The sequence below is a fragment of the Klebsiella sp. FDAARGOS_511 genome (assembly GCF_003812845.1).
GTDB classification, from domain to species: Bacteria; Pseudomonadota; Gammaproteobacteria; order Enterobacterales; family Enterobacteriaceae; genus Klebsiella; species Klebsiella grimontii.
In genome coordinates this window covers 831,740-857,867 of record NZ_CP033824.1, presented here as the reverse complement: position 1 = coordinate 857,867, position 26,128 = coordinate 831,740, and the positions used below count along the sequence as shown (strand labels likewise).

Here is a 26,128-nt window from a genome sequence, read left to right as displayed (position 1 = left end):
CATATCACGAAGGGGTGTACTGCAAATTAGAACTGGTAAACGATACCAACCGCTGCCTGATCGTCGGTCGCGACTTTCGCAGCACGGGTGTAGTCGTTGTCGTCCAGCTGGTTGAATTTATACGCAGCGTAGACGTTCATGTTTTTGTTGAAGTAGTACCAGGTACCCACTTCGACGTATTTAACCAGGTCAGCATCGCCGCCTGAGAAGCCAGCGCGAGAGCGCAGGTCTTTACCTTTAGTCTGTACGTAGCCGATGGACGGACGCAGACCGAAGTCGAACTGATACTGAACGACGGCTTCGAAGTTCTGAGTTTTGTTGGCGAAGTAGTTGCCTTCGTTTTCCGGCGTCATGTTGTAGGTCTGAGAGTACATGACCGCAGCGTAGACGTTATTCGCGTCATATTTAGCGGAGGTTGCCCATGCTTCAGCTTTTTCGCCCTGACGGTCAGCTTTCTGATCGCCGCTGCGGTTGGAGTTCGCATAGCCTGCAGACAGCGCAACGCCGTTGTCAAACGCGTAGGTTGCCGCGGTGCTGAAGCCGTCGCCGTTTTGTTTCTTAACATCACGACTAGAAGCGTCATTTTTACCCTGGTACTGCAGCGCGAAGCTCAGACCGTCAACCAGACCGAAGAAGTCAGAGTTACGATAGGTGGCTACGCCGTTGGTACGGCCGGTCATGAAATTGTCGGTGTAGTTCCAACCGTCGCCGCCCCATTCAACCAGCATATCGGTTGCCGCTTCGACGTCGTAGATGGCGCCATAGTTACGACCGTAGTCGAATGAACCATATTCACCGGCTTTTAAGCCTGCGAAAGCCAGACGAGTTTTGGTGGTCTGTTTACCTTCAACATTGGACGCATCCATGTTGTATTCCCACTGACCGTAGCCGATCAGCTGATCGTTGATCTGGGTTTCGCCTTTCAGGCCGATACGGGCGTAAGTGGTATCATCGCTGCTGGTGTCGCCGTTGGTGGTCCAAACGTGCTCGCCAACCATTTTCCCGTAGAAGTCCAGTTTGTTGCCGTTCTTGTTATAGATTTCTGCAGCGTTAGCTGCACCGGCTACCAGCAGGGCAGGAATTACCGCTGCCAGAATTTTGCGCTTCATCATTATTTATTACCCTCATTTATATTTTTTTATGAACACTTGCCACTGCCGCCAATAAGTTTCGTCAATAAAAATTTACGGAACTATTGATGATAGTTTGGTGTCTGGAGGCATCTTTCCATTCAGAACAACGTTTCGCTAGCCTGAAAATGCTACCAATATCGCATATGAGTAACAAAAGGAAATTCTATGTAACTAAATGTGTATTTTTGGGAACTTTGTGAACTCAATCAACATTCCGGTCCCGTTTGCTGACAAAATCGCCTTTCTTTATATATCTATATGAATTAATTATGAATAATTTAGATAAGAGAGGGTTTGTGCATTTTGCATCAGCATTTTGCTTTATTTTTATTCAAATCTTGTCGTTGCAAGTTGTGCTGCGTGTGGTTAAAAAACGAGCAATATAATCAGCGTGTTTGCCAGTTTATGAACAAAAGGTGCGGTTTTAATTAGCGCTCACTAATGAAATAGTGCGTAACATAATTGTGAATCATGTTGGTTGATGTTTAAGTTTCCTGATATTCATTAACGTAAATTGACATAAAAAAAGGCCAGCTTGCGCTGGCCTTTGACAAAAATTGCAGAAAAAAATCAGAATGTCGCGTTACGCGGAGTCCGCGGGAACGGAATGACGTCACGAACGTTCTGCACGCCGGTCACGTAAGCGATCAGACGTTCAAAGCCCAGACCGAAACCAGAGTGCGGCACGGTGCCGTAACGGCGCAGGTCGCGATACCACCAGTAGTCTTCTTTATTAAGACCCATTTCCGCCATACGCGCGTCAAGCACGTCCAGGCGTTCTTCACGCTGGGAGCCGCCGATGATTTCACCGATGCCCGGTGCCAGCACGTCCATAGCAGCGACGGTTTTACCGTCTTCGTTAAGGCGCATATAGAACGCCTTAATATCTTTCGGATAGTTTTTCACGACAACCGGCGCTTTAAAGTGCTCTTCCGCCAGATAGCGTTCGTGCTCGGAGGAGAGATCCACGCCCCAGTAGACCGGGTTTTCGAACTGCTTACCGCAATTTTCCAGAATAGTGACCGCGTCGGTGTAATCAACCTGGGCAAAATCAGCGGAAACAAAACGCTGCAGGCGGTCGATGGCGTCTTTATCAACCCGTTCGGCAAAGAACTGCATGTCATCCGCGCGCTCTTCGAGAACGGCTTTGAAAACGTACTTCAGCATCGCTTCTGCCAGACCTGCCACATCGTTCAGGTTAGCAAAGGCGACTTCCGGCTCCAGCATCCAGAACTCCGCAAGATGGCGGCTGGTGTTGGAGTTTTCCGCGCGGAAGGTCGGGCCAAAGGTGTAGATTTTAGACAGCGCGCAGGCGTAGGTTTCGCCGTTCAACTGGCCAGAAACGGTCAGGAACGACTCTTTGCCGAAGAAGTCTTTATCGAAATCGACTTTGCCCTGGTCGTTGCGCGGCAGGTTTTCCAGATCCAGCGTTGAAACGCGGAACATCTCGCCGGCGCCTTCAGTATCGGAAGCGGTAATCAGCGGAGTAGAAACCCAGAAGAAGCCCTGCTCGTCGAAGAAACGGTGCAGCGCCTGCGCCAGCGTATGGCGAACGCGCGCCACCGCGCCAATCAGGTTGGTGCGCGGGCGCAGGTGGGCAACTTCACGCAGATACTCAATGCTGTGACGTTTAGCCGCCATCGGATAAGTATCCGGATCTTCAACCCAGCCGCTGACTTCAACATGGCTAGCCTGGATTTCAAAGCTCTGGCCCTGTCCCTGAGACGCCACGACTTTGCCGGTTACCACGACCGAACAGCCGGTGGTCAGGCGCAGGACTTCCTGATTGTAATTGGGAAGAGAATTACTAATAACGGCCTGTACAGGATCAAAGCAGGAACCGTCATAGACGGCGAGGAAAGAAAAGCCAGCTTTAGAATCTCGGCGGGTACGCACCCATCCGCGCACGGTGACTTCGCTGTCAACGGCAACGCGGCCCTGGAGTACGTCGGCTACAGGCACAACGCTCATAATAGTCTCTCTTGTTAGTCCAATAGAAAAATCTGTATTCCCCTTCAGCAGGGGGATATCTATGTTACCTGTCATCTTCCATCAGACAAGTAGATTTCGCACAAGAAAGGGGGCTTTTAGGAAATAAATAAGGAGATCGCCTTCTTTGCTGTGTGAGAGCCTGATATTAAGAGGGATTCGTTCATCGCGATTATCCCATGCGGGGCGAACGGGATTCTTAACGCTTGATAACGTCTCGGGGTGATAAGCGGAGGCGAATAAAAATGCGCCCGTTTTGGCGGACGCATTTTGTCTTTATATGACCTAGCTGGCTTTTTTAACCGGGGGGAGATCGAAGGCTTTGCGCAGAGCGCGAACGAACGCTTTGTCGTGGCAAATCGTTTTACCCGGGCTGTCAGAAAGTTTGGCGACAGGCTTACCGTTGCACTCCACCAGCTTGATAACAATATTCAGCGGCTTCACCTGAGGAATATCGCAGGTTAAACGCGTACCGATACCGAAGCTCAGGTTCACCCGCGAGGAGAAGTGGCGATAGAGATCGACCGCTTTTGTCAGGTCGAGATTATCGGAAAATACCAGCACTTTGCTCAGCGGGTCGATGCCCAGCTTTTTGTAGTGGGCGATAGCCTTCTCGCCCCATTCCACCGGGTCGCCGGAGTCGTGGCGCAGCCCCTGATAGCGGGTCGCAAACTCCGGTCCGAAATCGCGCAGAAAAGCGTCCATCGTAATGCAGTCGGTCAGGGCAATCCCCAGCCGATCCGGGTACTCTTCCAGCCAGGCCGCGAGGGCGGCGCGTTGGCTGCTTGCCAGGTTCGGGCTGATCTGCTGATGCGCCTGGAACCATTCGTGCGCCTGAGTTCCCATCGGCGTCAGATTCAGACGACGTGCCAGATCGTAATTGCTGGTGCCGGTGAACCAGGGTTCCTGCTGAAGACGCTCAACAATGGCCTGCTGCACCTCGCGGGAGAAGCGGCGGCGGGTACCGAAATCCATCAGGCGGAAGCCCGACATATCGATATCAGCCGTGAGGCGGTTAAAGTCAGTCAGCTTATGCTCAAGGGTATTCAGCGCGAGATCGACGCTGACTTCCGGCGAGCGATAATGATGCACCAGCTCGCTTATCACCGCCAGCAGCGGAACTTCCCACATAATAACTTCAAGCCAGGGCCCGGAAAGGCGGATATTCAGCTTGCCGTTGTCATTGATGACGGTAACCTGGCGCGGGTCGTAGCGGAAGCCGCGTAGCCATTCGAGATAGTCTGGCGCAAAGAAGGGCAGGCTCGACAACCAGTGATATTCATCGTCCTGTAGCCTCAGGTCGCGCATCGTCTCAACCTGCTCGCGAATCGCATCGGCGTAGATGCCGAGCAAATCATCCCCACGGCAGCGGAACTCCGCCGCAACCTGTACATCATTGTAGCGGTGGAAGACAGCCTGCTGCATGTGCAGCTTATAGGCATCCGTATCAAGCAACGAGTGCAGTACAGGAGAAGTGAATTGGGTCATGGTGCGCAGTAGCATCCTCTCACTGGAGCGTTTCCATCAAAACCAAAGCGGTAAAAAGGAGGCGGAGTATACCTGTAATACCCGACTCTGTCCCGCGGCGACGGCTGATGGCGACGCAGACGGTCATTTGCGAGGCCTAGTTTAATATATTGAACACGCATCACACCACAAGGTTTGCGCCTGGTCGAGCGCATTTCGTGCCTCTTGTGTTATCAAAATGTAGCAATTTTTATGTTTAGCATTGAAAAGATGAAGATTCTGCATAGCGAGATTTGCGCAACAGGAATAGACTGAGTCGACACTTTACAGGACACGCTAAAGGTTTTTTATGACACAACAGCCCCAAGCCAAATACCGCCACGACTATCGTGCGCCGGAGTATCTGATTAGCGATATCGATTTGACCTTTGACCTGGATGCCGCGAAAACCGTAGTGACGGCTGAGAGCAAGGTCTCCCGCCAGGCGGCTACGTCTGATGTGCCATTGCGTCTGGATGGCGAAGACCTGACGCTGGTCTCTCTTCAGGTTAACGGCCAACCGTGGAGCGACTACAAAGAAGAAAATAACCAACTGGTCATTAGCGGTTTACCGGAACATTTCACCCTGACCATCGTCAACGAAATTAGCCCCGCGGCGAATACCGCGCTGGAAGGACTGTATCAGTCCGGCGAAGCGCTGTGTACCCAGTGCGAAGCGGAAGGCTTCCGCCATATTACCTGGTATCTGGACCGCCCGGACGTTCTGGCGCGCTTCACCACCAAAATCATCGCCGATAAAGCAAAATACCCGTTCCTGCTCTCCAACGGTAACCGCCTGGCCCAGGGCGAGCTGGAAAACGGCCGCCACTGGATCCAGTGGCAGGATCCGTTCCCGAAACCGTGCTACCTGTTTGCGCTGGTGGCCGGCGATTTCGACGTCCTGCGTGATACCTTTAAAACACGTTCGGGGCGTGAAGTCGCGCTGGAGCTGTACGTTGACCGCGGCAACCTTGACCGCGCGCCATGGGCGATGACCTCGCTACAAAATTCAATGAAGTGGGACGAAACCCGCTTTGGTCTCGAGTACGACCTCGACATTTATATGATTGTCGCCGTCGACTTCTTCAATATGGGCGCCATGGAGAACAAAGGGCTTAACGTCTTTAACTCCAAATACGTACTGGCGCGTACCGATACCGCGACCGATAAAGACTATCTGGATATCGAACGCGTCATTGGTCACGAATATTTCCATAACTGGACCGGCAACCGCGTTACCTGCCGCGACTGGTTCCAGCTTAGCCTGAAAGAGGGCCTGACCGTTTTCCGCGATCAGGAGTTCAGCTCCGACCTCGGCTCACGCGCGGTCAACCGCATCAATAACGTACGCACCATGCGCGGCCTGCAGTTCGCCGAAGACACCAGCCCGATGGCGCATCCGATTCGCCCGGACAGCGTGATTGAGATGAACAACTTCTACACCCTGACGGTGTATGAGAAGGGCGCGGAAGTGATCCGCATGCTGCATACTCTGCTGGGCGAAGAGAATTTCCAGAAAGGAATGCAGCTCTATTTTGAACGCCACGACGGTAGCGCCGCGACCTGTGATGATTTTGTCCAGGCGATGGAAGACGCTTCCAACGTCGATTTGTCCCATTTCCGCCGCTGGTATAGCCAGTCCGGTACGCCGATTGTCACCGTTCATGACGACTACAATCCGGAAACGGAGCAGTACACCCTGACCATCAGCCAGCGCACGCCGCCGACGTCAGAACAGGCGGAGAAGCTGCCGCTGCATATCCCGTTCGATATCGAGCTGTACGATAACGAAGGCAAAGTGATCCCTCTGCAGAAGGGCGGCCATCCGGTGCATCACGTTCTGAACGTGACCCAGGCGGAGCAGACTTTTGTTTTCGATAAAGTCTACTTCCAGCCGGTACCGGCGCTGCTTTGCGAGTTTTCCGCGCCGGTGAAGCTGGAGTATAAATGGAGCGATCAGCAGCTGACCTTCCTGATGCGTCACGCGCGGAATGATTTCTCCCGCTGGGACGCGGCGCAGAGCCTGCTGGCGACCTATATCAAACTCAACGTCAACCGTCACCAGCAAGGGCAGCCGCTGTCGCTGCCGATCCACGTCGCCGATGCGTTCCGTGCGATTCTGCTGGATGAGAAGATCGATCCGGCGCTGGCGGCGGAGATCCTGACCCTGCCTTCGGCAAATGAAATGGCGGAGCTGTTTGCGATTATCGATCCGATCGCCATCGCCGCGGTGCGCGAAGCGCTTACCCGCACGCTGGCGAAAGAGCTGGCGGACGAGTTCCTGGCGGTTTACCACGCCAACAAGCTCGACAGCTACCGCGTTGAGCATGCCGATATCGGCAAGCGTTCTCTGCGTAACACCTGCCTGCGCTATCTGGCGTTTGGCGATGCCGGACTGGCGGATAAACTGGTTAGCGCGCAGTATCATCATGCGGACAATATGACCGACGCGCTGGCGGCGCTGGCGGCGGCCGTAGCGGCTCAGCTACCGTGCCGTGATGCGCTGATGCAGGAGTATGACGACAAATGGCACCAGGACGGACTGGTCATGGATAAATGGTTTATCCTGCAGTCCACCAGCCCGGCGGATAACGTCCTGGAGACGGTTCGCGGCTTGTTGAATCATCGCTCGTTCAGCATGGGTAACCCGAACCGCGTCCGTTCCCTGATCGGTGCCTTTGCCGGCAGCAACCCGGCGGCGTTCCACGCTGAAGACGGTAGCGGCTATCAGTTCCTGGTCGAGATGCTGACTGAACTGAACAGCCGCAACCCGCAGGTTGCTTCGCGTCTCATTGAACCGCTGATCCGCCTGAAGCGCTACGACGAGAAGCGTCAGGCGCTGATGCGCGGGGCGCTGGAGCAACTGAAGGGGCTGGAGAATCTTTCCGGGGATCTGTTCGAGAAAATCAGTAAAGCGCTGGCGTAACAGTGACGTGATTTCCGGCCAGGGCGCAGCTGCGCTGTGGCCGGATGTTATAAAAACGACGACGGTTCAGCCGTGTCTCGCTAAGCGCGGCGCAGACTCGTTCTTGCCGCGCTGCATTACCCGATTCAAAACTTCCGCTTCCAGTTCGCCCAGCTTCGGCGAACCCGTGCGCCGCGGACGTGGAATGTCCACCAGCAGATCCAGCCCTATCTTCCCCTCTTCAATCAGCAAGACGCGATCGGCCATCGCCACCGCCTCGCTGACGTCGTGAGTGACCAACAGGACGGTAAATCCATGTTCCTGCCACAGCGAGACAATCAGATCCTGCATCTCCAGGCGGGTGAGCGCGTCCAGCGCGCCCAGCGGTTCATCAAGCAGCAATAATCCGGGGCGATGAATTAACGCGCGAGCCAGCGCCACGCGCTGCTTTTGCCCGCCGGAAAGCGCCGCGGGCCATTCACCGGCGCGGTCTTCAAGGCCGACGCTTGCCAGCGCCCTGAGCGCGGCCTCGCGCCACTGGCCTTTCAGCCCGAGGCCGACATTATCGATCACCGTTTTCCACGGCAGCAGGCGGGAATCCTGAAACATCATCCGGGTATCATCCTGGATTTGCGCCAGCGGCGTCGAACCCGCCAGCAGCTGTCCGGCATTGGGTTTTTCCAGCCCGGCAAGCAGACGCAGCAGGGTGCTTTTACCGCCGCCGCTGCGCCCGACCACCGCGACGAATTGCCCGGTGGGAATATGAAGCTCGAGTTCATTCAGAATCGTCTTGCTGCCGTAACGCTTGCTTACGCCGTTAAGCAGCAGTGGGATCCCCGGATTAAGACGCGCTGTGGTCATGCGTTGGCCTCCTGAAGGTGATAGGCCGGATTCCAGCGTAGCCAGACGCGTTCAAGCAGCTGGGCGCTGAAGTCGGCCAGTTTGCCGAGAATAGCGTAAAGAATAATGGCGACGACCACGACATCGGTCTGCAGAAATTCGCGGGCGTTCATCGCGAGGTAGCCGATACCGGCGTTAGCCGAGATGGTCTCGGCCACGATTAGCGTTAACCACATCAGGCCGAGCGCAAAACGGATGCCGACCATAATTGAGGGCAGGGCGCCGGGCAGGATCACATGGCGGAACAGAGCAAAACCCGATAAGCCGTAGCTACGAGCCATCTCGACCAGTCCCCGGTCAATGTTTCGAATACCGTGCCAGGTGTTGATATAAATCGGGAACATGGTTCCCAGCGCCACGAGGAAGATTTTGGCGCTCTCATCGATGCCGAACCATAAAATCACCAGCGGAATCAGCGCGAGGTGCGGCACGTTGCGCAGCATCTGAATGGAGGTATCCAGCAGGCGTTCGCCCCAGCGCGACAGGCCGCTAATCAGCCCGAGAACCAGGCCAATAGAACCGCCGATGCTGAAACCAATAAGCGCCCGCCATGAGCTGATAGCCAGATGCTGCCAAAGCTCGCCGCTGGCGGAGAGCGTCCAGAAGGCTTTTAGCACTCCTTCCGGCGACGGTAAAATACGAGTCGATAGCCAACCGACGGAGGAGGCGAATTGCCAGACGATCACGCTGCCGACCGGCAAAAGCCAAGGGGCTACGCGGATCAGGAATTTTTGCGAAAGCGTCGCCATAGAGTGTTCCTTTATTCTTGACCGTTTTGCCTGGATACGGGCATCAACGCGGGATTTTTAAACATGCGCAACCTGCTGTAAATTTTTCAGCGCCGGCGCGCGGCTGCTGGGACGATGCAGCGCTTGCCAGAAGGTTTCCAGCGCCTGGTCGAGGCGACCCTGCAGATTCGGGGTAAATTGTGGTTTATGCTGATAATCCGTGACCTGACTATCATCAGCAAAAACGCCGTGCAGGATCTCCTGAGCTTTCAGCGCGTTGAGTACCGGTTTTAAGGCGTAATCCACCGCCAGCATATGGGCGATGGTTCCGCCAGTAGCCAGCGGCAGAACGATTTTTCCCTCCAGCGCGCGCTCCGGCAGCAGGTCCAGAAGCGTCTTTAACGCACCAGAAAAAGAGGCTTTATAGACGGGGGTCGCGATGATCAGCCCATCGGCGCCGGCAAGCTGTTCATTCAGCGCATGGAGGGCGGGGTTATCAAAGCGAGCGTAGAGCAGGTCTTCCGGGGCAAAATTCTGCAGGTGCCAGTGGCAGACTTCAATATCCGCCGCGGAGAGCGTCTCTCTGGCATATTCCAGAAGCGCGCTGGAGCGGGAAGGGTAACGCGGGCTGCCCGCAAGTGTGATGACTCGCATACTCACTCCTTATAACTAAATATTCGCATTTATCTATAATTGATAACATTTAGCTGCAGTGTGACAGAGCGCTTTTATTTCCCTAAATGATTTATCCGGCGTTGGATTGTCAGAAAGTGCATAACGAGTGGGAGAAAGGTAAACGTTTGCGTCGGAGATGAGATTTTTTGTCGTAGGTCAATTCCCTTTCAGGGGTGGATCGCACATAATACGCCCCCGGTTTGCACACCGGGAATCCAGGAGAGTTCATGTACTACCCCTTCGTTCGTAAAGCCCTTTTTCAGCTCGATCCTGAGCGCGCTCATGAAGTCACTTTTCAACAATTACGCCGTGTTTCGGGTACCCCGCTGGAAATGTTGGTTCGCCAGAAGGTGCCGACAAAACCGGTGACCTGTATGGGGCTCACATTTAAGAATCCGCTGGGCCTGGCCGCCGGGCTGGATAAAAATGGCGAGTGCATTGATGCGCTCGGCGCGATGGGTTTTGGTTCCATTGAAATTGGCACCGTGACCCCACGCCCGCAGCCGGGCAACGATAAGCCAAGGATCTTCCGCCTGGTCGATGCTGAAGGGTTGATCAACCGCATGGGCTTTAATAACCACGGTGTTGATAACCTCGTTGAGAACGTAAAAAAGGCGCATTTTGACGGCATTCTGGGGATTAATATCGGCAAGAATAAAGATACCCCGGTAGAACAAGGTAAAGATGATTATCTGATTTGTATGGAAAAAATCTATGCTTATGCCGGCTATATCGCCATTAATATCTCTTCGCCGAATACCCCAGGCTTGCGTACTTTACAATACGGAGACGCGTTGGATGATTTGCTCTCTGGTATTAAAAATAAGCAACGTGAGCTACAAGAGAAGCACCAGAAATATGTTCCTGTGGCCGTAAAGATCGCACCGGATCTTTCCGTCGAAGAATTGATCCAGGTGGCGGACAGTTTAGTCCGGCATAATATAGATGGCGTGATTGCCACCAATACGACTTTGGATCGATCGCTGGTACAGGGGATGAAACATTGTGATGAAACCGGTGGGCTTAGCGGACGTCCTTTGCAGCTAAAGAGTACGGAAATTATCCGTATGCTGTCTGCGGAATTAAATGGCCGTCTGCCCATTATCGGAGTCGGCGGTATTGACTCGGTGATTGCCGCCCGGGAAAAGATAGCCGCCGGAGCGACGCTGGTGCAGATTTATTCCGGATTTATTTTTAAAGGTCCGCCGCTGATTAAAGAAATTGTTACCCATATCTAATCTTTTCCCCTTCTGATACTTCACCAGGGCTTTATTTATAGCCCTGGTTGTTTTATATTCCTTCATTGTTGCTTATTTAAACATTTTAGTCTTTTCTTAATTTTGGAAATATTCTGTAGCAGTTTACCTGTTAATTACAGATGGAAGTGGAAGAGGACGGGGGTAGAAATGCGGATCAAACCTGACGATAACTGGCGCTGGTATTATGATGAAGAGCATGACCGCATGATGCTCGATCTGGCTAATGGTATGTTATTCAGGTCGCGTTTTGCCCGCCGAATGTTGACGCCCGACGCCTTCGCGCCTTCCGGATTTTGCGTTGATGATGCCGCGCTCTATTTTTCCTTTGAAGAAAAATGCCGCGACCTCGAATTAACAAAAGAACAGCGTGCAGAATTAGTGCTTAATGCGCTGGTCGCCATTCGTTTTCTCAAACCGCAAATGCCGAAAAGCTGGCACTTCAATACTCATGAAGAGAGCTGGCAGCCCGGCGTTGGCGATGCCGCCAGCGCATGGCTCAGCGATACCGGCCAGCAGGTCAATCTGTTGGTGGTTGAGCCCGGCGAAAACGCCGCGCTATGCCTGTTAGCTCAGCCCGGTCTGACGCTTGCCGGCCGCGTGATGCAACTGGGCGATGTGATTAAAATTATGAATGACAGACTGCAGCCAGCGCCAGGTGTCGCCAGCTACAGCCTGGGCCAGGCGGTTTAAGGCGTCAGCCTCACCGCGGTTTTCGGTACGCAGCTACAGCACAGAATAGTGCCATCGGCGGCTACCGCGTTTTTCTTCAGCGCGCTGACTTCCCCTTCTTCCAGCCGGATGCGGCAACTGCCGCAGATTCCTGCCCGACATGAGTAAGGAATGCGAATTCCCTGTTGTTCCAGCTGCTCCAGCAGGATTTGCTGATTATTACCGGTAAAGCTCACTCCCTGCCAGACTATTTCTACCGTCGCGTTCTGCTGCGCTTCAGGTGCCGGCGTATTATCACTCTCGCCTGCGCCGTAGGCCTTCGCCGGGCCGCGGGCCAGCACTTCTAACTCATCGCCCACGCGGATTACGCCGCTATTTCGCGCGATCAGGTTCAGGCCGAAATCGACATCGCCGTTATCCAGCGCCGTGCGGAAACTCTGCAGCGTGCTTAAGGGCTCGCCGGCAGGATGCTTTTGCCCGCGCTCCGGGCTGACGGTCGTCAATACGCAGCGGCTGCACGGTTTAGCGACATCAAAAATGACCTCGCCAATGCGCACCACTTTCCACGTATCCTCCTCCCAGGCGGCCGCGCCGGTCACCAGAAGATTCGGGCGAAATTGTTCTATGCTTACGCTGGCCGGGCAACGTTTTTGCAAATCGCGTAGTGAAGCCTCATTGGCCAGCAGGTAGGGAAAACCGTCGGCGAAGGAGAGGGGCACGGCATCGTGACGTTGCACCCTGCGGCTGAGCTGCGGACTCAGCCAGCGGAGCTGAACGCTGCGGTTAAAGAATCCGCTTAGCCACTGGTTGACCGCGGATGGGGCAATCAGGGCGGTAAAGTGGTTACCCCAGACTTCGGTAGGCTCCTGCTGCGTCGAGAAATCGCTGAAGCGGACCACCGCGCTGCTGCCGTCCGGCGCGGTCAGATGCAGACCATCATGGAGCGGCGCCGGAATAAACTTAACCATTTGCGGAAACTGACGGGCGGTGATGAAGGTGCCATCGGTTTCCGTCACCATAAAGATACGATCGAAGGCTAGCCCGCTGATATCTGCATAAGCGTGGCTGAGCCCAATTCCCCGCATTGATTTGACGGGATGAACGAAAAGACGCGAAAGGGTGACCATACGCTGCCCCTGGCTTTAAAAATAAGCCTTTAACTTTATGACATAGGGCGCATATTGGCTATAATGCGCACCAATTTTCTTTTAGTAAAAGTGACGATATGAATTCTCTGTTTGCCAGTACGGCTCGTGGGCTGGAAGAGCTGTTAAAAACTGAACTGGAAGGGCTGGGCGCGGTGGACTGCCAGTTGGTCCAGGGCGGGGTCCATTTTCAGGGAGATACGCGGTTGCTGTATCAAAGCCTGATGTGGAGCCGGCTGGCTTCGCGGATTATGCTGCCGCTGGGGCAGTGCAGCGTCTACAGCGACCTGGATCTGTATCTTGGCGTACAGGCTATTCCATGGACGGAGATTTTCACCCAGGATGCCACTTTTGCCGTGCACTTTAGCGGGCTGAACGAAGAGATTCGTAACAGTCAGTACGGGGCGTTGAAGGTTAAAGACGCCATCGTAGACAGCTTTACGCGTAAGAATCTGCCGCGTCCCAACGTCGATCGTGAAAACCCCGATCTACGAATTAACGTCTGGCTGAATAAAGAGACCGCGCATATTTCCCTGGATCTCAGCGGCGAGGGCTTGCACCTGCGCGGCTACCGCGATGGGACCGGCATGGCGCCAATCAAAGAAAACCTGGCCGCGGCGATAGTGATGCGTTCCGGCTGGGCTACGGGTACGCCGCTGCTCGATCCGATGTGCGGATCCGGTACGCTGCTGATTGAAGCGGCGATGCTGGCCACCGATCGTGCGCCGGGTTTACACCGTGGTCACTGGGGTTTCGGCGGCTGGGCGCAGCATGACGATGCTATCTGGAAAGAAGTGAAAGCCGAAGCGCAAACCCGCGCCCGTCAGGGACTTGCGGCGTATGAATCGCGCTTTTACGGTTCCGACGTTGACGCCCGCGTTATCGAACGCGCGCAGCGTAACGCCCGCCGAGCCGGTATTGGCGAACTGATTACCTTCGAAGTGAAAGATGTTGCCCAGCTTAGCAACCCACTGCCGAAGGGCCCTTATGGCACGGTGATTAGCAACCCGCCGTACGGCGAGCGTCTGGAGAGTGAACCGGCGCTGATTGCCCTGCATAGCCTGCTGGGGCGGATCATGAAAAACCAGTTTGGCGGCTGGAACCTGTCGCTGTTTAGCGCCTCGCCGGATCTGCTGAGCTGCCTGCAGCTTCGTGCTGATAAACAGTTTAAAGCGAAAAACGGCCCGCTCGACTGCGTACAGAAGAACTACCATCTTGCAGAAAACGAAGGCGGCAAAACCGCTATGCTGGCGGAAGATTTCGCCAACCGTCTGCGCAAGAACCTGAAAAAATACGAGAAGTGGGCGCGTCAGGAAGGTATTGAATGCTATCGCCTGTATGATGCCGACCTCCCGGAGTATAACGTCGCTATCGACCGCTACGCCGATTGGGTGGTGGTGCAGGAGTATGCGCCGCCGAAAACCGTTGATGCGCATAAAGCCCGCCAGCGCCTGTTTGATATTATTGCCGCCACCATTGCCGTACTGGGGATTGCGCCGAACAAGCTGGTACTGAAAACTCGCGAACGGCAGAAAGGTAAAAACCAGTATCAAAAAATGGGCGAAAAGGGTGAGTTCATTGAGATACAGGAGTATAACGCGCGTCTGTGGGTCAACCTGACCGACTACCTGGATACCGGGCTATTCCTCGACCATCGTATCGCTCGCCGCATGCTGGGCCAGATGAGTAAAGGCAAAGACTTCCTCAACCTTTTCTCCTACACCGGCAGCGCCAGCGTCCATGCCGGCCTTGGCGGCGCGCGTTCCACGACGACGGTCGATATGTCACGTACCTATCTTGAATGGGCTGAACGTAACCTGCGCCTCAATGGCTTAACCGGCCGCGCGCATCGCCTGATGCAGGCCGATGTGCTGGGCTGGCTGCGGGAGACGACCGAGCAGTTCGACCTGATCTTTATCGATCCGCCAACCTTCTCCAACTCCAAGCGTATGGATGATGCGTTTGACGTTCAGCGCGACCATTTGCGCCTGATGACCGATTTAAAACGTCTGCTGCGTAAAGGCGGCACGATTATGTTCTCGAACAACAAACGCGGTTTCCGTATGGATCATGACGGGCTGGAGCAACTGGGCCTGAAGGCGCAGGAGATCACGCAAAAAACGCTGTCTCAGGATTTTGCCCGCAACCGTCAGATTCACAACTGCTGGCTGATTACCGCAGCCTGAAAGGAATAAAGAATGTCTTTAATTAGTATGCACGGCGCCTGGCTCTCTTTCAGCGATGCGCCGCTGCTGGATAATGCTGAACTGCATATCGAAGATAACGAACGCGTCTGCCTGGTAGGGCGCAACGGTGCGGGTAAATCGACCCTGATGAAGATCCTCAATCGTGAACAGGGTCTTGATGACGGGCGCATTATCTATGAACTGGATCTGGTTGTGGCACGTTTACAGCAGGATCCGCCGCGTAATGTAACCGGCACCGTTTACGACTTTGTGGCCGAAGGGATTGCGGAACAAGCGGCTTATCTCAAGGGCTATCACGATGTTTCGCAGCTGGTGATGACCGATCCGAGTGATAAGAATCTGAACGAACTGGCGCGTCTTCAGGAGCAACTGGATAACTTAGGCCTGTGGCAGCTCGATAGCCGCATTAATGAAGTGCTGGAACAGCTCAGTCTCGATCCTAACGCCGAGCTCTCCTCGCTTTCCGGCGGCTGGCTGCGTAAAGCGGCCCTTGGCCGCGCGCTGGTCAGCGGGCCGCGCGTGCTGCTGCTCGACGAACCGACCAACCACCTCGATATTGAAACTATCGACTGGCTGGAAGGTTTCCTGAAGATGTTCAAAGGCACTATTATTTTTATTTCGCACGACCGTTCCTTTATCCGCAATATGGCGACGCGCATTGTCGATCTCGATCGCGGCAAGCTGGTCACCTATCCGGGTAACTACGATCAGTATCTGCTGGATAAAGAAGAAGCGCTGCGCGTGGAGGAATTACAGAACGCGGAGTTCGATCGCAAGCTGGCGCAGGAAGAAGTGTGGATCCGCCAGGGGATCAAAGCGCGTCGTACCCGTAACGAAGGGCGCGTACGGGCGTTAAAAGCCATGCGTCGCGAGCGCGGTGAGCGCCGTGAAGTGATGGGCAGCGCGAAGATGCAGGTCGAAGAGGCCGCGCGTTCGGGCAAGATCGTGTTCGAAATGGAGAACGTCAACTACCAGGTTGATGGCAAGGTGCTGGTGAAAGATTTCACCGCCCAAATCCAACGAGGTGACAAAATTGCGCTGATTGGCCCGAACGGCTGCGGCAAAACCACGCTGCTAAAGCTGATGCTCGGTCAACTGCAGGCGGATAGCGGACGTATTCACGTGGGTACCAAGCTGGAGGTGGCTTACTTCGACCAGCACCGCGCGGAACTTGATCCGGATAAAACGGTGATGGATAACCTTGCGGAAGGTAAACAGGAAGTGATGGTGAACGGCAAGCCGCGCCACGTCCTGGGCTATCTGCAGGACTTTATGTTCCATCCGAAACGCGCGATGACGCCGGTGCGCGCGCTGTCGGGCGGTGAGCGTAACCGTCTGTTGCTGGCGCGTCTGTTTCTCAAGCCCAGTAACCTGTTGATTCTCGATGAACCGACAAACGATCTGGATGTCGAAACCCTGGAACTGCTGGAAGAGCTGGTTGACGGCTATCAGGGAACGGTGATGCTGGTTAGCCACGACCGTCAATTTGTTGATAACACGGTAACGGAGTGTTGGATCTTCGAAGGCGCGGGACAAATTGGTCAATACGTTGGCGGCTATCATGACGCACGCGGTCAGCAGGCCCAGTATCTGGCGAAAAAGCAGTCGGTTTCTAAAAAGACTGTTGAAGTTGCTCAACCGAAAGCAGAAAGTGTCAAACGCGCTGCCAGCAAACTAAGCTATAACCTGCAGCGCGAGCTGGAACAGCTGCCGCAGAAACTGGAAGAGCTGGAAGCCCAGCTGCAGAATTTGCAGGAGCAGGTTGCCGACCCTTCTTTCTTTGGGCAATCGCATGACCATACGCAGCAGGTGCTTGCGCAGCTGAGTGAAGCGGAGCAGGCGCTAGAAACCGCCTTCGAACGCTGGGAATATCTCGAAGGATTAAAAAACGGCGCGTAAGCTGAGGAGTTTTCATGTGCGATCATCATCATGCTGCGCGGCATATCCTGTGTCGACAATGTGATCTGCTGGTGGCTTTGCCGCAGCTGGAGCATCGCCAGAAAGCTACGTGTCCGCGTTGCGGAACGACATTAACAACGTCATGGGACGCTCCCCGGCAGCGTCCCACAGCCTACGCGCTGGTCGCGTTGTTCATGCTGCTGCTGGCCAATCTGTTTCCCTTCATCTTTATGAAGGTTGGGGGGATCAGCAGCGAAATTGAGCTACTGGAAATTCCAAATGTGCTGTTTACCGAGGATTACGCCAGCCTCGGGACTTTCTTTTTACTGTTCGTACAGCTGGTGCCGGCATTCTGCCTGGTCACTATACTGCTACTGGTCAACCGGGTGAGCATGCCTTCCGGGTTAAAAGCCTTTCTGGCGCGGATCCTGTTTCACCTTAAAACCTGGGGGATGGCGGAGATCTTCCTCGCCGGAGTACTGGTTAGCTTCGTTAAGCTGATGGCATACGGCGATATCGGCATCGGCCTGAGTTTTATTCCCTGGTGTATGTTCTGCCTGTTACAGCTGCGAACGTTCCAGTGCGTGGATCGCCGCTGGTTATGGGATGATATTGCGCCAATGCCGCCGATTAAACAGCCGTTGAAAGTCGGCGTTTCCGGTTTGCGCCAGGGTCTACGCTCGTGTTCATGCTGCACGGCGGTTTTGCCCGTGGATGAGGCTGTTTGTCCACGCTGCCGTACCAAGGGAACCGCCCGGCGTAAAAACAGCCTGCAGTGGACGCTGGCGCTGCTGGTGACTTCATTGATCCTCTATATGCCCGCCAATATTTTGCCGATCATGATTACCGACCTGCTGGGCGATAAAATGCCCTCCACTATTATGGCGGGGGTGATCCTGCTATGGAGTGAAGGATCGTATCCGGTTGCTATGGTGATATTTATCGCCAGTATTATGGTGCCGACGTTAAAGATGATCGCCATTGGCTGGCTATGCTGGAACGCAAGCGGCAAGGGAGATCGCGACTCGGAGCGCATGCATCTGATCTATGAAGTCGTCGAGTTTGTTGGCCGCTGGTCAATGATTGATGTGTTTGTTATCGCAGTCCTCTCCGCTCTGGTACGCATCGGTGGATTAATGAATATCTATCCGGCGATAGGAGCTGTGATGTTTGCGCTGGTCGTAGTAATGACAATGTTTTCGGCCATGACGTTTGACCCTCGTTTATTGTGGGATCGTGAGCCAGATTCAAGCCATGAGGAAAGACTGCAGCATGGAAAATAAGAGCGGAGAAGCGAAGGTGCAAAAGGTGAAAAACTGGTCACCGGTGTGGATCTTCCCGATAGTTACGGCGCTCATTGGTGCCTGGATTCTTTTTTATCACTATAGTCACCAGGGGCCGGAAGTGACCCTGATTACGACTAACGCTGAGGGAATTGAAGGGGGGAAAACCCGGATCAAAAGCCGCAGCGTTGATGTCGGCGTGATTGAAAGCGCAACGCTGACTGATGACCTGACCCACGTGGAAGTTAAAGCCCGGCTGAATTCAGGCATGGAAAAACTGCTGCATCAGGATTCGGTTTTTTGGGTGGTTAAACCGCAGGTCGGTCGTGAAGGGATTAGCGGTCTGGGGACGCTGTTATCCGGCGCCTATATCGAACTGCAGCCCGGTACCAAAGGTTCTGTCCCGTCGCAGTATCCGCTGCTGGATTCACCACCGTTGGCATCCCCTGATGCTAAAGGTATTCGCATCCTGCTGGAAAGCAGCAAAGCGGGTCAGCTTTCACCCGGCGATCCGGTGCTTTTCCGCGGCTATCGCGTAGGTTCAGTTGAAACCAGCACTTTCGATGCGCAAAAAAGGAACATTACTTATCAACTGTTTATCAGTGCGCCTAACGATCGGCTGGTAACCAATAACGTGCGCTTCTGGAAGGATAGCGGTATTGCGGTGGATCTGACCGCTGCCGGTATGCGCGTTGAAATGGGATCGCTGTCGACCCTGTTTGGCGGCGGCGTCAGCTTTGATATTCCCGAAGGGTTGCCGTTAGGTGAGCCGGTGGCGAATAAAACTGAATATCATCTGTTTGACGACCAGCGCAGCATTCAGGATTCAGTGTTTACTCAGCATATTGACTACGTGATGTTCTTTAAAGATTCGATTCGCGGTCTGCAACCCGGCGCGCCGGTTGAGTTCCGCGGTATCCGCCTTGGGACCGTGGGTAAAGTACCGTTCTTTATCCCCGGTCTGAAGCAGAGCTTAAACGATGACTATCGTATTCCGGTCGAAGTGCGGATTGAGCCTGAACGCTTGATCAATCAGTTAGGCACCGATCCTGACATTCGTAAGCATATCGATGATCTGATGAACCGTGGACTGCGTGGTTCACTTAAAACCGGTAACCTGGTCACCGGGGCGCTGTATATCGATCTCGACTTCTACCCGAAAGCGCCAGCGCGCGGCAAGTTCCAGGAGTTTGGCGGATATCCGATTATTCCAACCGTGAGCGGTGGCCTGGCGCAGATCCAGCAGCGGCTGATGGATGCGCTGGATAAGATTAATAATCTGCCAATTAACCCGCTGCTGGAGCAGGCAACCAGTACGCTGGCGCAAAGTGAAAAAACGATGCAGCACGTACAGGCGACGCTGGATAGTCTGAACAAGATAACGTCAAGTCAGTCGATGCAGCAGCTACCGGGCGATATGCAGAATACGTTGCGTGAACTTAATCGTAGTATGCAAGGCTTCCAGCCGGGATCTGCGGCATACAATAAGATGGTTGCGGACATGCAGCGTCTCGACCAGGTTCTTCGCGAACTGCAGCCGGTACTGAAAACGCTCAATGATAAGAGCAATGCGCTGGTATTTGAGGCGAAGGATAAAAAAGATCCACAGCCGAAGGGAGCGAAATAATGAAGAAATGGCTAATAGCGGCGGCGGTATGCGCGCTGACGGCATGCAGCAGCGGCGGCGAGAGTAAAACTTACTATCAGCTTCCGGTGGCGCAGGGAGGCGCGCAAAGCGCCGCCCATCAAAGCAAAAATTTGCTGTGGGTTGAGCAGGTTAGCATTCCAGATTATCTGGCCGGTAACGGGGTGGTTTATCAGACCACCGATGTTCAGTATGTGATTGCCAACAACAATCTATGGGCTAGCCCGCTCGATCAACAGCTGAGAACAACGCTGGTGGCGAACCTTAGCAACCAGCTACCGGGATGGGTTGTCGCTTCTCAACCGCTGGGTAGCGAGCAAGATACGCTGAACGTATCCGTTAGTGGTTTTCACGGTCGTTACGATGGCCGGGTAATCGTCAGCGGCGAGTGGCTGCTGAAGCATCAAGGGCAGCTGATCAAGCGGCCGTTCCATATTGAGCTTAAGCAGCAAGAGGATGGCTACGACGCGATGGTGAAAACGTTAGCTCAGGCCTGGACTCAGGAAGCAACCGCGATTGCCAGCGAGCTTAATCGTCTGCCATAAGTAAAATTCATAAGAGTAAAAGGCCGCTGCGAGAATGAAAATCGCAGTGGCTTTTTGTTTGTCTCATCAGATTGTTACTTGTGCTGGTTCACAGTTTTTGTACAAACGAACTTTCATGTAGCTCACAAATATGACAATGGCGTGAATTTTGCGCATTGACGCTATCTCTGATTCGCGGTATTCGTTAACCGTGGTTGCGCATTAAGTGACCATTGTTTTCTTTTCCACCAGATCAAAGAATGAGGGAAACGAGGCATGAAGAGACAAAAACGAGATCGCCTGGAACGGGCACATCAGCGTGGGTACCAGGCCGGTATTACCGGAAGGTCGAAGGAAATGTGTCCTTACCAGACCTTAAACCAAAGGTCTTATTGGCTAGGAGGCTGGCGAGAAGCCATGGAGGACAGGGTACAAACTGCCTGACTGTCTCTTTAAAAAAGAAGCCTCCGCTGCGCGGGGGCTTCGCCTTTTCTAACGGGTCACTGCTTATCAGAATGCGGAAGTGTCCTGGAACAGGCCCACTTTCAGGTCGGTTGCGGTGTAAATCAGACGACCGTCAACCAGCACTTCGCCATCCGCCAGGCCCATAATCAAACGACGGTTTATCACGCGTTTGAAATGAATACGGTAGGTCACTTTCTTCGCCGTTGGCAGTATCTGGCCAGTGAGCTTAACTTCACCCACGCCTAATGCACGGCCTTTACCTTCACCGCCTAACCAGCCCAGGTAGAAACCAACCAGCTGCCACATGGCATCCAGACCCAGGCAGCCCGGCATTACCGGGTCACCAATGAAATGGCAACCGAAGAACCACAGGTCCGGGTTAATATCGAGTTCTGCCTCAACATAACCTTTGTCATAGTTACCACCGGTTTCGCTCATTTTGATGACGCGGTCCATCATCAGCATACTTGGTGCCGGCAGCTGGGGGCCTTTTGCACCAAATAGTTCACCACGACCAGAGGCAAGAAGGTCTTCTTTTGTATAGGATTCGCGTTTATCTACCATGTTTTCAGTAAGCCTTATTTTGAGTTCGGGACGCAGGATAGCTAACACGTGTACGCTGAACAAGTCCGATCAGTTCGAACCTGAACCGCCTAACCAGCGTAGCGGCCACGGAAAGCGATGACGACTCTCTTGCTGTGTCGCCTGCGCAATTCGTTCCTGAATGGTTTGCCGTAAAGTTTGTCCTTCGCCGTCCCAGAGCAACTGGGTCAGAATGGGCAGCGCTTCCGACACGTCATCGACTGCCCATATAAAGAACTGCTCATCCGCAACGGCCTGCTGCAGTTCTTGTGCCAGGCTCAGATGACGAACGTTGGCGGAGGGGATGACGACGCCCTGTTTACCGGTCAGCCCACGCTGTTGGCAAATAGCGAAGAAGCCCTCAATTTTCTCGTTGAGCCCGCCAACCGGCTGTACGCGACCAAACTGATCGACAGAGCCGGTAACGGCGATGCTCTGATTAATCGGTACATTGGCCAGCGAACTGATTAGCGCGCACAGTTCGGCCATGGAGGCGCTATCGCCATCCACTTCGCTGTAGGACTGCTCGAAGGTCAGGGAGGCGGTGAAGGGAAGCTGTTGTTCGAGCTCCAGCTCGGACATCAGAAACGCCTGCATGATCATCATGCCTTTTGCGTGAATGTTGCCGCCCAGCTCGGCCTTGCGTTCAACGTCGATGAATTCGCCGTCGCCAATATGCACGACGCAGCTGATACGCGAAGGCTCGCCAAACGCGCGAGGGTGACCCGGAAACTCAATGACAGAGAGTGCGTTGATTTGTCCTACGCATTCGCCTTCGGTTTCGATCAGGATCTGCTCCTGCAGGATTTCATCCTGGATGCGCTCAGCAAGATAGCCCTCGCGCCACAGACGACGCTCCAGCATGGTTTGTATCTCTTCGGCGCGAATCTCTTCACCTTCACAGAACGCGGCGGCTTCTCTAAGCTGGCGGGCAATCCAGAGAACGCACAGCGGCAAAGTTTCCTGATCGCCGGTATAACGCGCGCCTTCCTGAATCAGCAGCGGCCAGGCGTTAGCGGACAGTCCCGGAAGTTCAAGCTGTTGAGCATTTTGCCAGACCCACTGGCACCATTGCTTCAGCGTATCTGCATCAGCAATTTGCAGGTTATCTTCATATTCGCTGTAGATAGCCTGCGCAGAAAGCTCGGGTTCCATCTCCTGGAAATCAGCCAGGGATTCCCGCTCGCCCACGAGGATCACTTTCAGGCTCAGGGGCATAGAAGGGATGCTCACCGGAAGAGGGCGAGACTCATCGAATGACAGCCAGTCAAAACGCTGGCGGGCCACCATGTTTTTTAGCCGCATCCACAGTAGGGGCTGAGCCAGTAAGGCGCGCAGGGAGAGAATCAATACGCCGCCGTTGGCGCGATGGACCAGACCGGGTTGTAGGGTGATTTCACCATTAAACTGGCGCACGCAGCCAAACAGCTGTTCTGCTTCGATCCAGTCAGCGGCTTCTACCGGGGCAACGCTGGCGAAATTATCTTCAGCAGTATGCGCCGGCGTAAGAGAGATTTTTCCGCCATCAACCTGATAGTGAACGCCACAGAGTGTTGCTGCCGGTTGATGTAAAGTTCGGGTTTCGTTAGCTAACCATTGCAGGTACTCCGGTTCTTCCGGAATTTTAACCAGCATAAATGGCGAAATGGCTGGAGTGACCAGTAGCTGCTCCAGGGCATAAAAGAGACGGGGTTGCAGTTCGCCTGAGAGGGATTCCTCTGCGTGCGCCAGGTCGGCTTGTGCAAACAGCGCCTGATAACTTTCCGTATCAGGAGCAAGGTCGTTTCGGGTAAGTTTCGTAATGGTCAAAGTCGCTGTTTTTTAGTCAGATGTAAAACGCGCGATTATACATTATGCGGCGTCTGAGCACACGGGGGATTGCGATTGTTGTGGTGATAACGAATCTACCAACATCACTAAAGATGATTTATTCTCAGCACATCAGGAAAAAACTGATATCCTGAAATGAGTTACACGGTCACATTGAGATCGCAATGAAATATCAACAACTGGAAAATCTTGAAAGCGGCTGGAAATGGACTTATCTGGTAAAAAAGCATCGGGAAGGTGAGCTTATTACCCGCTACATTGAAGCCAGCGCTGCGCAAGCCGCGGTCGATGTATTACTGACGCTCGAAAATGAACCCGTGCTGGTGAATACCTGGATTGAGCAGCATATGAATCCAGAGCTAGTGAACCGCATGAAGCAGACTATCCGCGCTCGACGTAAGCGTCACTTCAACGCGGAGCATCAGCATACGCGTAAAAAGTCTATCGACCTTGAATTCGTGGTCTGGCAGCGCCTTGCAGGTCTGGCGCAAAGACGGGGTAAAACGCTGTCGGAAACTATCGTGCAGTTAATTGAGGATGCTGAGCATAAAGAGAAGTATGCCAGCAAGATGTCCAGCCTGAAGCATGATTTGCAGGTGCTGCTAGGTAAAGAGTAGCGATGCTGGCGCCGGGATTCTGCTGTTTTTTTGAATGCGGAATTTAAGCCAAAAAAAACCCCGCATTGCGGGGTTTTTTATTGACGATATAACTTAAGCCTGCGGCTGAGTTACGACGTCTTTGTAGCCTTTAACTTCGATCTCTACGCGACGATCCGGACCCAGGCAGTCAATCAGAGCTGCACGAGCTTTCACGTTGTCACAGGTGTTGCCAGTAACCGGGTTGGATTCACCCATACCGCGAGCGGAGATTTTGCTAGCCGGGATACCTTTGGATACCAGGTAATCAACAACGGACTGAGCACGTTTCTCAGACAGCTGCTGGTTGTAGGCATCGGAACCGATACGGTCGGTGTAGCCCAGAACAACTGCGGAACCGTCTTTCGGGTCCATGTTGCTCAGCTGGGTATACAGCTGATCCAGAGCCTGCTGGCCTTCTGGTTTCAGAGTAGATTTGTTGAAGTTGAACAGAACGTCAGACTTCAGGGTGAAGTGCTTGGTAGTCACTTCTGGAGCCGGAGCCGGAGCCGGAGCTACAACCGGAGCAACATCGTCCTGACCGAAACGGTAGGAAACGCCCAGGCTCAGCATGCCGTTATCAGGACGGGTACCAACGGTGCCAGCGTCGCCGATGTTGTTAACCCACTGGTATTCCAGACGGGTTGCGATGTCACGAGTAACAGCCCACTCTAAGCCGCCCGCGAATACCGGAGATACGCCAGTGTCGTGTTCGCTACGGGAAACGCCGGTAGAAGCGTAGTTACCTTTGGAGTCTGCGCGCCAAACCATACCACCCAGACGGGTATAGATATCCAGATCGTCAGTGATCGGGTAACCTAGTTTAGCAGTCAGCTGAACGCCCTGAGCTTTGAAAGCGCCATTGTCAACGCTGCCTTTATAAGCCATACGGCCCAGCCAGTCGTAGCCCATTTCAAAACCGAGGTACGGGTTAACCTGGTAACCACCAAACGCACCAGCACCCAGCTGATCGTTACGGGTCGGGCCGTTGTTGCCCTGGAAACCGTTACCGTAGAAACCGGTGTCGTGATACTGGGACCAGCCCAGTTTAGCACCTGCGTACCAGGTGTTATCTTTCGGAGCGGCCTGCGCTACGGTAGCGAAGCCAGCCAGTGCCACTGCAATCGCGATAGCTGTCTTTTTCATTTTTTGCGCCTCATTATCATCCAAAATTCGCCATGAAGGTTCAGAAGACCTCACGGTTAAATCCTTCACCCGGGGCGTGACTTGTTGTTAACTATGCTGATACATGCAGCGTAAGCCGATCACCCCTGGCGATGTAAAGTCTACAACTTAGTTCGAAACTTACAAGTGTGAACTCCGTCAGGCATATGAAAAAAAAGGGTTGTGTACGCTATGTTTAACAAATACGGTTGAACTTATTCGGGGCAAAAAAAGTCGCGAAGCCGCATCAGACAAGCATTTTAACAAAAATGCCCATCAAGAAAGCCCATCTCGCGTCAGGGCAAAAAAAATTCCAGGATTAATCCTAAACTCGGTTAATGATACAGGTTTGAGTGAATTTTTAGCCCAGAAAGTTGTCTGCCTGGCTGATCGTTATTTCTTACCGGGCGCATGATAAAGCCCATTGCGTGACCCTCTTCTGCAGCGGCAACCAGTCGCTCATGTTCCTCAATGCTCAGTTCTTCTGATAGCCAGCCAATAACGACGCTATAATTTCCGGTGCGCAGTGAGCGAACCATTGACTCCAGGGTATTAGCGGGGGAGAGCTGGCTGATCTGCATAACCTTGGACAGCGGTAAACCGGATGACTGCACCCATTCACGGCTTAGCTTCTGCCGTGGAGTCAGCCAGAGCTGCCAGCGTGACTGCTGACCAAGCTGCTGTAATAAAGGAAGCAATAGTAGCTGCGTCATCATAGGCTGATCTTCTCGATAGACTATTTCACTGATCAGCCCGTTAGCTGGCTGTTCGGCAGCGTCATGAGAGCGACGACGTACTGAAGTAGAAGTCAGTGGTGAACGATTTGCGTGAGCTGATGTAAACATAGTCTATCCCGCCTGTGGCTTACTGTATGCATATACAGTATATGCGGCAGGGTGAAAGATCAACACTATTTTCTCTGTTTCTGGATGAAATTTGTACATCTCTGGGAATAAGCAAGTGCCGATAGCGTCGTATGTCAGCG

At 53.7% G+C, this 26,128-nt stretch carries 21 protein-coding genes; 10 read left to right on the top strand and 11 right to left on the bottom strand.

From position 1 onward, the window contains the following. Nucleotides 1-26: 26 nt before the first annotated feature. The 3 genes from EGY08_RS05320 to pncB form a co-directional block, all read right to left on the bottom strand. Nucleotides 27-1,112 (bottom strand): porin, encoded by a 1,086-nt coding sequence (locus EGY08_RS05320; RefSeq protein ID WP_004130973.1) that lies wholly within the window; start codon nucleotides 1,110-1,112, stop codon nucleotides 27-29. Nucleotides 1,113-1,703: 591 nt separating this feature from the next. Next, nucleotides 1,704-3,104 (bottom strand): asparagine--tRNA ligase, encoded by a 1,401-nt coding sequence (asnS, locus tag EGY08_RS05315; protein WP_004130975.1) that lies wholly within the window; start codon nucleotides 3,102-3,104, stop codon nucleotides 1,704-1,706. Nucleotides 3,105-3,407: 303 nt separating this feature from the next. Continuing rightward, nucleotides 3,408-4,610 carry a nicotinate phosphoribosyltransferase gene (gene pncB / locus EGY08_RS05310; RefSeq protein ID WP_004130976.1) on the bottom strand — a complete coding sequence of 401 codons (1,203 nt, stop codon included), beginning with the start codon at nucleotides 4,608-4,610 and terminating at the stop codon, nucleotides 3,408-3,410. A 328-nt stretch (nucleotides 4,611-4,938) separates the two neighbouring features. Between pncB and pepN the strand changes: the two genes are divergently transcribed. Further along, a complete protein-coding gene (pepN, locus tag EGY08_RS05305) occupies nucleotides 4,939-7,554 on the top strand; it encodes an aminopeptidase N (RefSeq protein ID WP_123828298.1) in 2,616 nt (871 codons plus the stop codon). Between the two features lie 66 nt (nucleotides 7,555-7,620). Here the strand turns inward: pepN and ssuB are convergent, their stop codons facing one another. From ssuB to ssuE, 3 genes are read right to left on the bottom strand one after another with little or no spacing between them, the layout of a single operon-like run. Continuing rightward, nucleotides 7,621-8,394, bottom strand: coding sequence for an aliphatic sulfonates ABC transporter ATP-binding protein (ssuB, locus tag EGY08_RS05300; protein ID WP_004130988.1), 774 nt, complete (start codon nucleotides 8,392-8,394; stop codon nucleotides 7,621-7,623). Further along, nucleotides 8,391-9,182 (bottom strand): aliphatic sulfonate ABC transporter permease SsuC, encoded by a 792-nt coding sequence (gene ssuC, locus EGY08_RS05295; protein WP_004130990.1) that lies wholly within the window; start codon nucleotides 9,180-9,182, stop codon nucleotides 8,391-8,393. The genes ssuB and ssuC overlap by 4 nt, the downstream gene beginning before the upstream one ends. A gap of 57 nt (nucleotides 9,183-9,239) precedes the next feature. Continuing rightward, nucleotides 9,240-9,815 carry an NADPH-dependent FMN reductase gene (gene ssuE / locus EGY08_RS05290; RefSeq protein WP_004130992.1) on the bottom strand — a complete coding sequence of 192 codons (576 nt, stop codon included), beginning with the start codon at nucleotides 9,813-9,815 and terminating at the stop codon, nucleotides 9,240-9,242. A 248-nt stretch (nucleotides 9,816-10,063) separates the two neighbouring features. On the opposite strand from ssuE, the gene pyrD reads away from it, so the two are divergent. Both pyrD and zapC read left to right on the top strand, forming a co-directional pair. Next, nucleotides 10,064-11,074: a quinone-dependent dihydroorotate dehydrogenase gene (gene pyrD / locus EGY08_RS05285; RefSeq protein WP_004130996.1), complete on the top strand. Its 1,011-nt coding sequence runs from the start codon at nucleotides 10,064-10,066 to the stop codon at nucleotides 11,072-11,074. Between the two features lie 168 nt (nucleotides 11,075-11,242). Continuing rightward, the gene (zapC, locus tag EGY08_RS05280; protein WP_004130998.1) at nucleotides 11,243-11,785 is read left to right on the top strand and encodes a cell division protein ZapC; all 543 of its coding nucleotides are present in this window, start codon (nucleotides 11,243-11,245) and stop codon (nucleotides 11,783-11,785) included. Here the strand turns inward: zapC and EGY08_RS05275 are convergent. Further along, nucleotides 11,782-12,891: a YcbX family protein gene (locus tag EGY08_RS05275; RefSeq protein ID WP_112165332.1), complete on the bottom strand. Its 1,110-nt coding sequence runs from the start codon at nucleotides 12,889-12,891 to the stop codon at nucleotides 11,782-11,784. The two genes, zapC and EGY08_RS05275, sit on opposite strands and share 4 nt — an antisense overlap. A 98-nt stretch (nucleotides 12,892-12,989) precedes the next feature. On the opposite strand from EGY08_RS05275, the gene rlmKL reads away from it, so the two are divergent. The 6 genes from rlmKL (at nucleotide 12,990) to rmf (ending at nucleotide 20,911) form a co-directional block, all read left to right on the top strand. Then, nucleotides 12,990-15,095: a bifunctional 23S rRNA (guanine(2069)-N(7))-methyltransferase RlmK/23S rRNA (guanine(2445)-N(2))-methyltransferase RlmL gene (gene rlmKL, locus EGY08_RS05270; RefSeq protein WP_004131002.1), complete on the top strand. Its 2,106-nt coding sequence runs from the start codon at nucleotides 12,990-12,992 to the stop codon at nucleotides 15,093-15,095. A gap of 12 nt (nucleotides 15,096-15,107) precedes the next feature. Further along, a complete protein-coding gene (locus tag EGY08_RS05265; RefSeq protein ID WP_004131004.1) occupies nucleotides 15,108-17,015 on the top strand; it encodes an ABC transporter ATP-binding protein in 1,908 nt (635 codons plus the stop codon). Nucleotides 17,016-17,029: 14 nt separating this feature from the next. After that, nucleotides 17,030-18,298 (top strand): membrane integrity-associated transporter subunit PqiA, encoded by a 1,269-nt coding sequence (gene pqiA, locus EGY08_RS05260; RefSeq protein ID WP_123828297.1) that lies wholly within the window; start codon nucleotides 17,030-17,032, stop codon nucleotides 18,296-18,298. Then, the gene (gene pqiB, locus EGY08_RS05255) at nucleotides 18,288-19,925 is read left to right on the top strand and encodes an intermembrane transport protein PqiB (protein WP_004131007.1); all 1,638 of its coding nucleotides are present in this window, start codon (nucleotides 18,288-18,290) and stop codon (nucleotides 19,923-19,925) included. Before pqiA ends, pqiB begins: the two co-directional genes overlap by 11 nt. Next, a complete protein-coding gene (gene pqiC, locus EGY08_RS05250) occupies nucleotides 19,925-20,488 on the top strand; it encodes a membrane integrity-associated transporter subunit PqiC (RefSeq protein ID WP_004131009.1) in 564 nt (187 codons plus the stop codon). The genes pqiB and pqiC overlap by 1 nt, the downstream gene beginning before the upstream one ends. Before the next feature lie 255 nt (nucleotides 20,489-20,743). Beyond that, nucleotides 20,744-20,911, top strand: coding sequence for a ribosome modulation factor (gene rmf / locus EGY08_RS05245; RefSeq protein ID WP_004871568.1), 168 nt, complete (start codon nucleotides 20,744-20,746; stop codon nucleotides 20,909-20,911). 66 nt (nucleotides 20,912-20,977) lie between these two features. Here rmf and fabA read toward each other — a convergent pair whose 3' ends face one another. Continuing rightward, nucleotides 20,978-21,496, bottom strand: a complete 519-nt coding sequence (gene fabA / locus EGY08_RS05240; RefSeq protein WP_004131011.1) for a bifunctional 3-hydroxydecanoyl-ACP dehydratase/trans-2-decenoyl-ACP isomerase — start codon at nucleotides 21,494-21,496, stop codon at nucleotides 20,978-20,980. A 69-nt stretch (nucleotides 21,497-21,565) separates the two neighbouring features. Further along, nucleotides 21,566-23,323: an AAA family ATPase gene (locus EGY08_RS05235; protein WP_087830125.1), complete on the bottom strand. Its 1,758-nt coding sequence runs from the start codon at nucleotides 23,321-23,323 to the stop codon at nucleotides 21,566-21,568. A 185-nt stretch (nucleotides 23,324-23,508) separates the two neighbouring features. On the opposite strand from EGY08_RS05235, the gene matP reads away from it, so the two are divergent. Further along, nucleotides 23,509-23,961, top strand: coding sequence for a macrodomain Ter protein MatP (matP, locus tag EGY08_RS05230; RefSeq protein WP_004131014.1), 453 nt, complete (start codon nucleotides 23,509-23,511; stop codon nucleotides 23,959-23,961). 93 nt (nucleotides 23,962-24,054) lie between these two features. Here the strand turns inward: matP and ompA are convergent, their stop codons facing one another. Together ompA and sulA are read right to left on the bottom strand one after the other, a co-directional pair. Then, a complete protein-coding gene (ompA, locus tag EGY08_RS05225; protein WP_004131016.1) occupies nucleotides 24,055-25,125 on the bottom strand; it encodes a porin OmpA in 1,071 nt (356 codons plus the stop codon). Between the two features lie 353 nt (nucleotides 25,126-25,478). Beyond that, nucleotides 25,479-25,988 (bottom strand): SOS-induced cell division inhibitor SulA, encoded by a 510-nt coding sequence (sulA, locus tag EGY08_RS05220; protein ID WP_049112816.1) that lies wholly within the window; start codon nucleotides 25,986-25,988, stop codon nucleotides 25,479-25,481. Nucleotides 25,989-26,128: the final 140 nt, after the last annotated feature.